Below are 13,175 nucleotides of genomic sequence, written 5' to 3'. Positions count from 1 at the left end.
TTACCCATCCCTTTCAGCCAACGGGAATGATACTTTAATGGTTGTTCCTTTTTCGGAAGAACAAATGACCATGCCGTACCGATTTCCATAATACAATTGCAGCCTTTCGTGTACATTGCGGATGCCATGTCCATTCTTTCCTGTACCGTCTCGTTTTTCGTAAAGACGTTCGAGGACATTTCGCGGAAATCCTTTGCCCGTGTCTTGCACGTAAAAATAGCCGGTCGATCCATTTCTCGTGCCGATGATGTGAATACAGCCTTTTTTCTCCTCATGAAAAGCATGGTTGATGCTGTTTTCAACGAGTGGCTGCAAAATAAGCTTTAACACAAGCTCATTCATCATCGTATCTTCTACTTCGATTGAATAGGTAAACAGATGCTCAAATCGAATTTGTTGAATCTCCAAATAACTTTTCACATGATTGATTTCCTGAGAAATCGACACTTCATATTTCCCGTTAATGCTAATTCGAAGCAGCCGACCAAGGTTGATCGTCATGTTGCTGATGTCTTTTTGTCCATTCATGGCAGCTAACGCATTAATGGATTCTAACGTATTGTATAAAAAGTGCGGATTAATTTGCTGCTGCAGCACTTTAAATTCCGCCTGTCTGCTTTTTTCTTCTTCTGTTTTGATTTGAAGAATTAACTCACCGATACGCCGGATCATCTCATTAAACCGGTTGGACAAGCCATTCAGCTCTTTTAATGGATACGCTCTCATCCGGACAGATAAATCGCCTTTTTCCGCTTCCTTCATTTTGCGTGACATTAATTGAATAAAGCCCGCGATTCTCCGCAAATATAAAAAATTAAAAAGAACGGCAGCCAATATAGCAAACAGACCAAGAACAACAGTAGTATTCCGGATATAATCAATGTCCCCCGACAATGCGTCCCAAGGCTTGATCGACACAAGCCAAACATTTTCGTTTCCCGACAGTTTAAAATCAGATGGCCTAAATGTCAGTAAGCTTTTTTCACCGTTCCACTGATCCAGCATGTACCCATCTTCGCTTGATCGAACTTTTTCAAAAGAAGCTGTATCCATTCGTCGGCCGATCCACTTTCGATTGACTGAATAAATGATTTCTCCTTTATTGTTCACTAAAAGCTCTGTAGAGGGAATGGGTCCGGAAGAGGCAAAGATGTCATCCAGAACCTCCAGCTTAATGGACAATACCATGTATCCAATTGGGTCAAGGGTGTTCACGTCATTGATCAGTCTGCCATGTATTAGTTGAAATCCACTTTCTCTTTGGAAAGGGTGCTTTGCTTCAGGCGATGGACCAAGCCACACAGGAGCGCCCGCCGCCTGTTTCATTTCTTCCATAAATGCTTTAGATGACAGCGACCACTCGGATTCGTTTCGATCATTGGATTGATAGAGCAGCTCTCCTGACCAGCTGTACAGTAAAATCCTCTCCACTTCTGCGTTGTCATACATGATGCCAGCTATTGCCTGGCGCCGGTTATATAAATCTATTATACTTTCTTCTTCATGAGACATTAAAAAGGATTGAAGGTCGCCTGAAGATAACAAATAATCTGAAAAATGATGCACTTCATTAAGAGCTGTCATCACATTGCTGTCGACTGCCCGCAATGTTTGAACTGTCTGGCTGCTGATGGTTTTTTGCAGTGTATCGGTTGATATTCGATTAGAAATATAGCCGAGAATCATGATCGGAAGCAGGACAAACAAAAGAAACGCAGTAATCATTTTTTGTTGAAATGTCATCATGGGGCCTCTACGCTGGAAGACTTCAGAGACTCATATTTTTTGAACATTCCATCTAAATTTTGCAAATACGCTCCTTCGTCGCGGTCATAGAAAAATTGAAGCGTATATTGCCGGTAATCCGATTCAGCAGCTGTTCCGCCTGCCCAGTAATGATTGGGCCAATTTACCGTTTCTCCATCCTGCACTTTATTGATAAGCGGCTCCATCACCTCATTTTCATTTTGCACTTGAATAATGGTACTCATGGAGCCTTCATAGGAGGCAATGGCCTGCGCGTTTTTTTCTTGTGTTAAAAAAGCAAGAAACAATTTGGCCTCCTGAGGATAAGACGTATCGGCCGACACACCTATGCCAATATCAACGCCACCCAGTACATGATTTTCATTTGGATCATTTGAAACCGGCACTGGGAAAATGCTGAAGTCAAAAGAGGGATCAGCCGTTTCAATTAAAGGCAGCATCCATGTGCCCATTACATACATGCTGCCTTCTCCTGACACAAAGGCCTGCATGGCATCGTTGTAGCTCATTTGAAAAGAAGCGGGGTCAACATAGGATAGCACTTTTTCTGTTTGATTGGTTAGCTTTCTCCACACGGGATTCGACGGTATATCATCTGGCTGACTCCAATACGAAGAAGGAAAGGCATTAGCTACAAAATTAAGCGCAAACACACTTGTCTGATTGGCCTCTTTATTCGCCATTAAAAGTGGCTGTTTACCTGACCGCTTTAACGTATCCATCACCTGCAGCCACTCATCCCATGTTTGAGGCACATGTAAATGTAATTCTTCAAAGTCTTTTTTGTTATAAAATACACCAACAAGATTTTGAGTAAAGGCTACCCCGTACATGCGTCCGTCCACGCTGTAGCGCGTTTGAATAGTTGGTTGAATACGATCCAGAAAAAGTTCATCCGTTAAGTCAAGCAAATACCCTTTTCGCGCCCGATTAATATAATCCGCTTCCAACGGATACGTTATGAACAAATCCGGTGCATTTCCACGGGCAAGCCTTGTTTTCAAAACGGACATTCCGTTTGGCACGATTACCTGCTCAATTTTAATATGCGGGTTTTCTGCTTCAAAATCATCGATCAGCTCATCGAAAATGGGCTTTGTTTCTTCTTTTGGTGTAAAAAATTCAATCGTCACCGGTTCTAGTTCAGGCTTTGTCGTTTCTACCCGCTCAGTACCACATCCCGTTAAAAAAATCGCCAGAATCACCCATCCCCTTTTCATTTCTGACACTCCCCTGCACCCCTGATTTTCACTAATAATAATACGGCGGCCTGAAAAGATCAACGTACTGTTTAAATAACATCAGCCCCGCCCCTTGAAGGTAAAGGGCAGGGCTGATGTTGGTTATATTGATTTATTGTCTGGATGACGGATCGTTAATCAACCAATTTCGTATAGAAATTTAATCGAATGGTTTTGCGGATCTCTCATTTTCACGAAAGGTGCTTCCTTGTCTTCTAGCCGGTATACTTCATTGATAAGGGGCTTTACGTTAATGACTCCCTCTTTAATATATTGAAGGGCAGCTCTCCATTCGAATCCTGGAAATGGGGCTGAGTACGACATCCAGGAGCCTGTTATTTCAATTTCTCCTCTCAAAATGCGCTCAAATACTTTCGCCGGGAAAACAACATCTCTAGTAGCTGTCCCCACATAGACGACTTTCCCTAGCTTTTCAACGATTTCAACACTTTGAACTTGTGTCTGGGACACACCGGCTGTTTCAATGACGGCTTCCGGTTTAGGATTCAAAGAGAAATATTCATTTAAGTCTGTTTTTAGTGAATTGATAATCGTCGAAGCGCCAAGACCCCTGGCTCTTTCTAATTTCTCATCATTAATATCAATGACGGTCACGTTGCCTGCTCCCCGTGCTTTTAGGGCCAGCAAGGTCATAATCCCAATGGTTCCTGCTCCAAAAACAACTACATGAGCTCCTGCGCTAAATTGAATTCGTTCAATCCCATGGATCGCAACGGTAAGCGGTTCAATTAAGGCTGCTTCCTCATTGCTCACTTCATCGGGCAACACAAGAACGTTTTTTTCGTCTACTGCTACATATTCAGCCATGGCACCTTGCTGCCGTGAGCCGACAAAACTATATTGATCACACAATGCTGGCTTTCCACGCTCACAGTTTTCGCATACGCCGCAAGGGACCAGTGGCGCAACTGCTACGCGGTCTCCTTCTTTAACGGCACGAACGTGGGGTCCCACTTGTTCAACAACACCAGAAAACTCATGTCCTAACACGACAGGATAATTGTGTACTTTCCCTTCGAAATACCTTGCCAAATCAGAACCGCAAACGCCTACATATGAAACTCTGACTAAGACTTGTCCCTCAGAAAAAGTAGGCTTTTCAATCTCTTTTACAGCAAAGTTTTCTTTACTGTCCAGTACGAGTGCTTTCATAACCTGCCTCCTCCGTTGTTACAGCTTCCTCAGCATAAATCTTATTTCGTTTAAATTGGATATACGTAAAGATTACACTGAATAGATAAAGAGAACCGATAATAATCAATGGAACTAAATTTTGCAAATGAAGCAATTCCGTTAAGATAAATGAAATGGGACTGCCGCCCTGATCAAGAGATGTTACTTGCCCACTTTGAATAGTACCTGTTTGTCTTGCCAGTTCCGTGTGGACGCCAATCATCATATTAGCGATCCAAATCGTAATCGCCATAATAACTGCGCCTGAAATGATTGTTCTAAACAAGTTACCCTTATGAATTCCAACGGCCATAGAAACAAAGAATCCGATCGTTGCTAAATCACCAAATGGGAGTACCTGATTGCCCGGAATAAGAACAGCAATGACAAGAGTTAATGGCACAAAGATTAAGCTGGCTGCAACGACTTGAGAATTTCCTAGCAATAATGCAGGGTCAAGGCCGATATATAAATTTTGGCCTTGGAAACGCTTATCAAGAATTTCACGTGCCGCTTCTGCAATCGGCAAAAGTCCTTCCATAATAAACTTAACGACGGTTGGCATTAATACCATGACGGCAGACATCTGAACAGCCAGCTGCAGGACATCGGATACTGGGTACCCCGCCAAGAAACCAATAATTAAGCCAAGAGCTGCTCCAATAATAACGGGCTCCCCGATTACACCAAAACGATCTTCAATTTTCGTTGAATTGAAATTGACCTTTCGAATACCCGGAATTTTATCAAGGATTGCATCAATGACCACCGCAAATGGCGCCGACCATGTACCGGAACCATGTGGAATCGCGATGCCTTCCAGACCAAAGTGCTTATCAACCGTTGGCGCAAACCAGTCGCCCAACTTATATATAAAAGCGGAGTGGACCACAACACCCAAAATTCCAAGCCAGAAGCTGCCTGTTGCCGTACTGACAATGGCACCTGTAAATGTCATATGCCAGATATTCCATATGTCTACGTTTACCACTCTCGTCATTTTAAAGACGAGCATCAAAACGTTGACAAGAATCGCGACCGGAATGGCGACTGTGCCAATGCTCGAAGCCCAGGCCATTGGAGCGGCACCCGGCCAGCCAACGTCTACAACAGATAAGCCAAGGTTGAATCGATCTGCCATATCCTGTGCCGCAGGACCAAGATTATCTGTCAGCAAGCTGATCACAAGACCAATGCCGACAAACCCAACGCCGATAATAATACCGGAGCGAAGAGACTTTCCAACCCCCTGCCGCAATAGTAAGCCAATAACGAAAATAACAAGCGGAAGCATAACTGCTGGACCAAGGTCCAAAAGATAGTCTAAAACTGCCATCATTCCTACCCCCTTATCCTATTTATTTAATTTAATACATCTAAAATCTGCTGTTTTGTTTTCTCAACACCGACACCGGAAATAAAAGCAACACCATGAATAACAGGAACGCCGTAATCGCGGTCGACCTTCGCTGTTGTGACGATCAAATCCGCTCCGGCCGCTTTTGAACCCAGTTCACTTACACGGCATTGAGATACATCTGCCGGAATATTTTTTTCTTTTAACAGCTCTCTAATCTTATTGGCTGCCACCGTTGACGTTGCGACTGCTCCACCACATGCTACAAGTACTTTTTTCATTTTACTTCCTCCTCTAATTGAATGGTTAAGTTGCTGCTTAGTAATTCATACGCCTCATTTTTGCTTTCAAGTGACAAGATCTTTTCTACAAAATCAGCATCCTGAATGAGTTCAATGACCTTTTGCAGAGCCAAGAGATGCTGGTTGCCTTCCGAGCAGCCGAGCAAAAAAACGATATTCACCTGGACCTTTTCACCATCGCCGCCCATCATGCCAAACTGTACTGGGTTTTCAAGAACAAGCAGGCCAATTTTGCTTTTTTTCACAAAACTTGCATCCGTATGCGGTAAGGCAATACCTGCTGTTTCCACCTGAATACCTGTCGGAAAGTTTGCTTCTCTTTCAAGTAAACCTTCTATATAATTTGCATTTGCATACCCCTTGTCAATCATCGTTTGACCGAGCTCTTTAAAAACATCTGAATAATGCTGCGCATTTGACTGAAGCACAATTAACTCTTTATCAAGCAAGTTACTCATCAAGCCCATTCCCTTCCGTTTCAACCGTAAGAACCACTGTCTTTCTCTTTTTCAGCTGCTCGAGCACATCCTGGTCTGTGTTAGCATCCGTAATTAACACGTCGACCTCTTCAATAGAAGCAACCTGATTCATAGCGGCTGTATTAAATTTAGAATAATCTGCCATCAAAATATTTTTCTGGCTGTGACTCATCATGAGCCGGGACACTTCGGACTCACCCATATGAACATTTGTGTAGCCCGCATGAATATCCACTGCGCCAATCCCAAAAAACCCTTTATCCACGTATATCTTTTCAATGCCTCTGTAAGCGACTGGACCGAATAGAGACTTTTCGTTTTTTCTGACGCTCCCACCAAGAATGATTACGTCAAAATCCGAATAATCCACCAGTTCACTTGCAATCGGCAGCGAGTTGGTCACAACCGTCAAATCCTTTTTGCTTAGGATCTCCTGGGTAAAAAACAGGGCTGTTGTTCCATAGTCAATATATATCGTATCCCCATCTTCCACAAATTCTGCTGCCCGTTTTGCAATACTTCGTTTTTCAGCCTCATTTGTGCTTTTACGATTGATATATTTTGTCTCGAAGTTTGCTTTATTAATAATTGCCCCGCCATGAACTTTGCGAACGAGCCCCCTTTCTTCCATTTCATACAAATCTTTTCGGATCGTTTCTCTCGTTACATTTAAGCTCTTGCTAATATCCGAGATTTTAATCGTCCGAAATTTTTGTAGCTGCTTCATGATTTCACTTTGTCGATCTTGCGGAAGCACTTCCTCACCTCCATTCGTTTTGGTGTAATCGCTTACTAAGACTATAATTCAAAAAGCAAAATAATGCAAACTATTATTTTGTATTTTTTAAATAAAGCAAAAAAATACTTTGCATTTATTTGTTTATCAGATTATTATGGGAACAGAAGCGGATGAAATGAGAGGTGATTAAGTTGATACATGTCGTATGCCCCAATCCAGCACTGGATCGGACCCTGTTTTTAAAAAGGTTCGAACTGAATGGTGTTAGCAGAGCAGCAGACACAAGAGATTTACTTGGCGGGAAAGGATTTAATGTTATTCGCTCTTACAAAGAAACAGAAGAAGCACCGCCCTATCTTATCCATACATTTCTTGGAGGATACACAGGTCAATACTTGCAAGCGCTTATTAAGGGAGAAAAAGTGTCCAGTGTGGTGACGGACATTCAAGGCACAACGCGAATTTGCTCCATTGTGGTCGATGAGCACCAGCAGCATGCTCATTTAATTAATGAAAAAGGACCAAGTGTGACGTTTGCGGAAGCCGAGCTGTATGTAGAGCGTTTATTCGCTTCAGTGAAGGCTGGTGACTTTGTTTTATTTTCGGGGTCTTTACCAGAAGGATTGGATGCGGATTTTTATGCAAAAACGATTGAGGTGTTAGAAAGAAAAGGGGCTAAGTGTGTGCTGGACAGCAGTGGTTCTCCGTTAGCAAACGGCTTTCAAGCAAACCCCTGGCTCGTAAAAGTAAATGAATTAGAATTTTTCGAACTGATCGGGCAAATGCCTGAAAAAGCGGATGCCGATGCTGTTGAACAAGCGTTAAGAACGCTCAGTTGTTCATCAAATTTTATCGTCACGCTCGGCGGAAAAGGGACAATTGCCAAGTTTGAAAACGATCTATATAAAGTCGCTCTTCCAACAATTGATGTGAAAAACGCGACTGCTTCAGGGGATATTTTTTTAGGCGGCCTTACAAAAAGCCTGTATAACGGCGAACCCATTGAAAAAGCACTGCAAACGGCCAGCCTTTATTCGTTGTCGAACTGCTTGTACTGGTACCCAAACATCGAACGATCCGACGTCGAATACTACAAATCTCAAATAAACGTAACCAAATTAGGAGGATACTCGAATGAAATTATCACCCGGTAAACAAAAAGGATTGGAATTAATCTCAGACGAAAACCATATCATCCTTGCTACAGCAATGGATCAGCGGGGATCACTTGGAAAAATGATTCAGTCTTACAATGAGTCTCTTTCTTACGAGGACGGATTAAACTTATTTAAAGAAGGTGTGAGTGAAGTGCTTGGCAATCATTCCTCGTCTCTTCTATTAGATCCGGAATACGGCTGGAGCGCTGCCCGGAAGTTAAATTCAGACATCGGACTGATCATGGCGTATGAAAAAACAGGCTACGATGCCTCAGAAAAAGGGCGTTTGCCAAATTTGGTCGATGACTATGCTGTGCAAGATTTGGTTAAAGAAGGCGCAAGTGCATTAAAGCTGCTTGTTTATTATGATCATCACGAAGACGAACAATATAATAACATTAAAAAAGCATTCATCAAGCGTGTTGGCGATGAATGCAAACAAAACGACCTGCTTTTCATTTTGGAGCCTGTTTCCTACAGTGCGTCCGGCTTGTCTGAAAAAAGCCCGGGATTCGCTAAGTTAAAGCCAGAAATGATTGAGTATTTTATGACCGAATTTTCAAAAGAAGCGTATGGAATTGACCTTTTGAAAGTCGAAGTACCTGTTTCTATTTACAATATTGAAGGGTATAGCCAATACGACAACTACCAGCCGGTTTTTACGAAGGCAGAAGCGGCGAAGCATTACAAAAATTGTTCGGATAAAAGCAGGTTGCCGTTCATTTATTTGAGCGGGGGCGTGACAAACGAGCAATTTATTGAGACTTTGCATTTTGCCAAGAAAGCAAAGTCTGAATTCTGCGGCATTCTATGCGGACGTGCGACCTGGAAGGATGGTATTGAGACATTTGCGAAGGAAGGCAAAGAAGCATATTATCAGTGGCTAGGAACAAAAGGAATTGAAAACCTGAACAAGGTAAAAGAGTCGGTTTCAGCAACCGCCACTCCATGGAGCGTTTTTGCACGGTAAAAAAAGCTTTAGATAAAAGAGTTTAAATAGAAGAAAACAGCTTGGGACAAAAGGTTCTGAATTGTAGAAAAAGCCGAACGAATGCGTTCGGCTTTTGTTTTGATCTTGATGAATCAGTGCTTTGTGCGAAAAAAGAAGTTGTTTCTCATGCATCCATCTCCGCTTCCGGGTCAACAGTCAAAACGGTCGTGTTTCTTTCTTTTAATTGCTGCACTAATTCAGAATCAGCATTTTCGTCAGTAATCAACACATCTACTTCTTCGATTGACGCCACTTGATTCATCGCAACTGTATTAAATTTAGAATAATCCGCCATAACAACATTTTTCTGGCTGTTCTTCATCATCAGCCTTGAAACCTCAGACTCGCCCATATGTACGTTTGTATAACCGGCGTGAATGTCGATGCCGCCAATTCCAAAAAACCCTTTATCCACGAACAGTCGTGAAATGCCTCTGTAAGCAATGGGGCCAAACAAAGATTTTTCATTTTTTCTAACATGACCGCCAATAATGATCACTTCAAAGTCAGAGTAATCGATCACTTCATTCGCAATAGGCAAGGAGTTCGTAATGATCGTGAGTTCTTTTTTGCTTAAAATTTCGCGTGTAAAAAGCAAGGCCGTTGTTCCATAATCAATATAAATCGTGTCTCCGTTTTCCACAAACGCTGATGCGCGTTTTGCAATACTTCTTTTTTCAGCTTCATTGGTGCTTTTCCGATTCATATAGCTGGTTTCTAAATTGGCTTTATTTAATATCGCACCGCCATGGACTTTTCGAACAAGCCCTTTTTCCTCCATTTCATATAAATCCTTACGAATGGTTTCTCTCGTTACGTTCAGCTCTTTGCTCAGTTCAGATATTTTTACGGTCTTGAATTCATGCAGCTGTTTCATAATTTCATCTTGTCTTTCTCGTTGAAGCATTTCTTCACCTCCTCCCTTTTTGTATGATGCGATTTCCTAAGTGACCCACGTTCTTGTTCCTTTTAACAGAAGAAGACGCTCCGCTTTTAAAACCGCTATAGACACTCGTACTTATTAATCTGATTGATTCCCTTACACTTGTCAATTCGAGAAGAATTTTTTTTGCAAACGTGTTTGTTTTTTCGGTTTTTGTCTTGAAGATGGACGAAGCAGAAGCGTCACTTTATTGATCTTCCGTTGATATGTTCAAAAAAAAACCGACTTCATCCATATGGAATTCATCGGTTTGACCTATCTTTTTCCGAACAATCTTTTTTTTACAAAGAAATGGCCCCTGTTAAAATGGCAATCCCGATCATCACCACAGCGGATAAAATGATCCAGGGAAGTGTGTAACGCTGCAATTTGCCAAGGTCGGTCCGTATAAGCTCAATTAACACCCAGAGCGGTGCGGATGTTGGTCCAATCAAATGGATCGTCTGGCCGATCACAGACGCACGTGCAACGTCCATCGGCTCCACACCGTAAGCGGTTCCAGCTTCAGCAAATACAGGCAGCGCACCGAAGAAAAAAGCGTCATTGGACATAAAGAAGCTTAATGGGAGACAGATAAGAGCTACAATGATCGTATAAAAATCCCCGAAGCTTTCGGGAATAACGCCGACAATGTCTCCCGCCATGTGATCAACCATCGCTGTACCCTGCAGGATTCCTGTGAAAATACCTGCACCTAAAACAAGGGACACGACTGGAATGGCGTTGGAGGCATGCTCTTTGATTACTTTTTTCTGATCGTCCAAATTTGGATAGTTGACGATCAGGGCCAAACCAAAGCCAATAATAAACAACAAATACAGCTCTACGACATCCGCGATCAAAACACCCATTAATGTCAATGTTAAAAACAAGTTAAACCAAACCAGCTTCATATTGCTTTTCTTCGCTTTCTCGCCTGAAGCGTTTGTCGTCATAGCCAGTTCACTCCGGTACTGCTCAATGACTTCCTTGCCAAGACGTTTTCTTTCGCCTTTTCCGAGCATATACGCAATGAACAAGGTGAAGATTGAGCCGCCTGCAATCACAGGGAGCATCGGAATGAAATAGTCGGACGCGTTAAGCCCTAAAATGCTAATGGCACGTGTAGCTGATCCGCCCCATGGTGTACTTCCTGCCACGATCCCGAGGGCCATAATTGCTAATGTAGCAAGGATCAACGGGTTCATCCCCAGCCGTTTATAAACAGGCAGCATTGCCGAGCAGACAATCATATACGTTGTGGTTCCATCACCGTCAAGCGCAACGGTCAATGCTAAAACGGCTGTACCCATGGCAATTTTAACCGGGTCTCCCTTGGCGATTCGCAAAATAGCGTTGCTGAGCGGATCGAATAATCCCGCATCCATCATAATGCCAAAGTATAAAATAGCAAAAAGCAGCAGGACGGCTGTATCCGCCACTGTGACAACGCCCTCACCCATCATTTCGCCCAGCTGCGGACCAAAGCCTCCAATTAAAGCAAAAACAATGGGAACAAAAATGATGGCTGTGAACGCTATCATTCTTCTGCTCATGACCAGATAAGTAAAAACGGCAATTGTAAGAAATCCTAAGATTGATAACATATGTAAACCTCCTGTCGATTTATTCAACTGATTCTTTTGACAAAATCTTCGTTGTGCTGATTTTTATAGCGCTTTCAAATAAGATTCTTTGCTGTTAAATAATGTTCACGTTCCTTCCTGTAAGCATGATCATGCGGGTATTGTGTCACTAAAGTAACTGTATTCTATTCTTAGATATTAATAAAATATTTATTTTTTATAAAATTCAATTAATATTTTCAATGTCATCATATTTTTTTTAACAAATGATTTTCTTTATTTTACGACAAAAAGGAGGACGCCACAGCGCCATCCTTCCTTTCTACTTACTCATTCACTTTTACGGGTAAACCGTACTTCCAAAATACGTTTGTCATAGCCGTTTTGGCGGTCTCCTCATCCGGACCGTGAATCTCTAGATGGAACGCTTTCGAATGAAGAACAGAATAAGACAAGCCAAGCATACTTTTTGCGTCAATTAGTTTTTCATCTGTTTTAATGACAATGCTTGATTTGAATGTTGATGCTGTGTGATTAATCTCTACAACAGCTTGTGCAAGTGTTAACGTCAAATGATCAGCTCCTTACTTTAAATTGTATAACTCACCTTTTTATCCCTTTCTCACCGTTGATCAAGGACGACTTCCCTCCTTTCTATTTCTGCAATGATAGACTTCACACTAATTTCCGGACTGGTCAAGATCGGTTTTGTTTTCACGTCCAGTGTCTGCAGAGCTCTCGCCATGGAAAACTGGGCGAAAAGAAGAACATCGCAGTGCGCAGACAGCTCTTGAACTTTTTGGTGGATCAATTCATCATGAAGGCCTCTTTTCCCTTTTTGCAATGCGTGAAAGGCTTCTGGAATCACAATGGTCTCCACCTGTATCTCTTTTTTATGCTGATCGGCCAGTTTTTTTAAAAGAGCGGTCGTTGTTGGACCTGCAGCCGGCACTGTCGCAATCACACCGATCCGGCCTCCTATTTCAACGGCTTTTTCAAGCATGCTCATATCCGCGCTCAACATCGGGGTCTGAAATAAATGACTGATGTCTGACACGACGGGCGTAAACGATGAACACGTCAGCAAGATCCCATCTACACCGCTGTCTTCTGCTTTACCGGCCATAGCCAGCAACCGTCTAGTCATGTCTTTCGTGACATGCCCTTTTTTATTTAAATCGTAAATCAGGCTTTCATCCATAAAGTTGATCAGCACAGCCTGGGGTGCATGCTGACGAAATGCGTCCAGGATAGGCTGCACAGAATTCATAGTGGCATGGATTAAGCCAATGGTATACTTTTTCTCTATCAAATTTGGTTCCTCCTCGAAAATATTGAATTCGCTTTCATTCTTAACCAGTTTGCTCACCCGCCTGCTTTAATGGCTTAACAAAAAAAGATGTACTTTGTTCAAATTAACTGTATTATAATTTTAGAAAT

At 42.3% G+C, this 13,175-nt stretch carries 13 protein-coding genes; 2 read left to right on the top strand and 11 right to left on the bottom strand.

The annotated features are described in order from the left end of the window. The 7 genes from BW952_RS08990 to BW952_RS08960 all read right to left on the bottom strand — a co-directional run bounded on the left by BW952_RS08990 (position 1) and on the right by BW952_RS08960 (position 7,097). Positions 1–1,743 carry a sensor histidine kinase gene (locus tag BW952_RS08990; protein ID WP_045849885.1) on the bottom strand — a complete coding sequence of 581 codons (1,743 nt, stop codon included), beginning with the start codon at positions 1,741–1,743 and terminating at the stop codon, positions 1–3. Further along, positions 1,743–2,987: an ABC transporter substrate-binding protein gene (locus tag BW952_RS08985; RefSeq protein ID WP_052698382.1), complete on the bottom strand. Its 1,245-nt coding sequence runs from the start codon at positions 2,985–2,987 to the stop codon at positions 1,743–1,745. The genes BW952_RS08990 and BW952_RS08985 overlap by 1 nt, the downstream gene beginning before the upstream one ends. A 159-nt stretch (positions 2,988–3,146) precedes the next feature. Then, positions 3,147–4,181 (bottom strand): galactitol-1-phosphate 5-dehydrogenase, encoded by a 1,035-nt coding sequence (locus tag BW952_RS08980; RefSeq protein WP_045849886.1) that lies wholly within the window; start codon positions 4,179–4,181, stop codon positions 3,147–3,149. Beyond that, a complete protein-coding gene (locus BW952_RS08975; RefSeq protein WP_231581319.1) occupies positions 4,156–5,541 on the bottom strand; it encodes a PTS galactitol transporter subunit IIC in 1,386 nt (461 codons plus the stop codon). The genes BW952_RS08980 and BW952_RS08975 overlap by 26 nt, the downstream gene beginning before the upstream one ends. A 23-nt stretch (positions 5,542–5,564) precedes the next feature. After that, positions 5,565–5,840: a PTS galactitol transporter subunit IIB gene (gatB, locus tag BW952_RS08970; RefSeq protein ID WP_045849888.1), complete on the bottom strand. Its 276-nt coding sequence runs from the start codon at positions 5,838–5,840 to the stop codon at positions 5,565–5,567. After that, positions 5,837–6,319, bottom strand: a complete 483-nt coding sequence (locus BW952_RS08965; protein WP_045849889.1) for a PTS sugar transporter subunit IIA — start codon at positions 6,317–6,319, stop codon at positions 5,837–5,839. The genes gatB and BW952_RS08965 overlap by 4 nt, the downstream gene beginning before the upstream one ends. Next, a complete protein-coding gene (locus BW952_RS08960; RefSeq protein ID WP_052698383.1) occupies positions 6,312–7,097 on the bottom strand; it encodes a DeoR/GlpR family DNA-binding transcription regulator in 786 nt (261 codons plus the stop codon). The genes BW952_RS08965 and BW952_RS08960 overlap by 8 nt, the downstream gene beginning before the upstream one ends. Positions 7,098–7,261: 164 nt before the next feature. On the opposite strand from BW952_RS08960, the gene BW952_RS08955 reads away from it, so the two are divergent. Both BW952_RS08955 and BW952_RS08950 read left to right on the top strand, forming a co-directional pair. After that, on the top strand, positions 7,262–8,233 hold the full coding sequence (locus tag BW952_RS08955) for a 1-phosphofructokinase family hexose kinase (RefSeq protein WP_082084561.1): 972 nt from the start codon (positions 7,262–7,264) through the stop codon (positions 8,231–8,233). Further along, a complete protein-coding gene (locus tag BW952_RS08950; RefSeq protein ID WP_045849891.1) occupies positions 8,214–9,206 on the top strand; it encodes a tagatose 1,6-diphosphate aldolase in 993 nt (330 codons plus the stop codon). Before BW952_RS08955 ends, BW952_RS08950 begins: the two co-directional genes overlap by 20 nt. Positions 9,207–9,351: 145 nt before the next feature. Here the strand turns inward: BW952_RS08950 and BW952_RS08945 are convergent, their stop codons facing one another. The 4 genes from BW952_RS08945 to BW952_RS08930 all read right to left on the bottom strand — a co-directional run bounded on the left by BW952_RS08945 (position 9,352) and on the right by BW952_RS08930 (position 13,047). After that, the gene (locus BW952_RS08945; protein ID WP_045849892.1) at positions 9,352–10,134 is read right to left on the bottom strand and encodes a DeoR/GlpR family DNA-binding transcription regulator; all 783 of its coding nucleotides are present in this window, start codon (positions 10,132–10,134) and stop codon (positions 9,352–9,354) included. Positions 10,135–10,451: 317 nt separating this feature from the next. Beyond that, the gene (locus BW952_RS08940; RefSeq protein WP_045849893.1) at positions 10,452–11,756 is read right to left on the bottom strand and encodes a CitMHS family transporter; all 1,305 of its coding nucleotides are present in this window, start codon (positions 11,754–11,756) and stop codon (positions 10,452–10,454) included. Between the two features lie 305 nt (positions 11,757–12,061). Beyond that, a complete protein-coding gene (locus tag BW952_RS08935) occupies positions 12,062–12,307 on the bottom strand; it encodes an HPr family phosphocarrier protein (RefSeq protein WP_045849894.1) in 246 nt (81 codons plus the stop codon). A gap of 50 nt (positions 12,308–12,357) precedes the next feature. Further along, positions 12,358–13,047 carry an aspartate/glutamate racemase family protein gene (locus BW952_RS08930; RefSeq protein ID WP_094031960.1) on the bottom strand — a complete coding sequence of 230 codons (690 nt, stop codon included), beginning with the start codon at positions 13,045–13,047 and terminating at the stop codon, positions 12,358–12,360. Between the last annotated feature and the right edge of the window lie 128 nt (positions 13,048–13,175).

This window comes from Domibacillus enclensis, assembly GCF_900156125.1.
Taxonomy (GTDB): Bacteria; Bacillota; Bacilli; order Bacillales; family Domibacillaceae; genus Domibacillus; species Domibacillus enclensis.
This window is presented reverse-complemented; position numbering and strand designations above follow the sequence as displayed.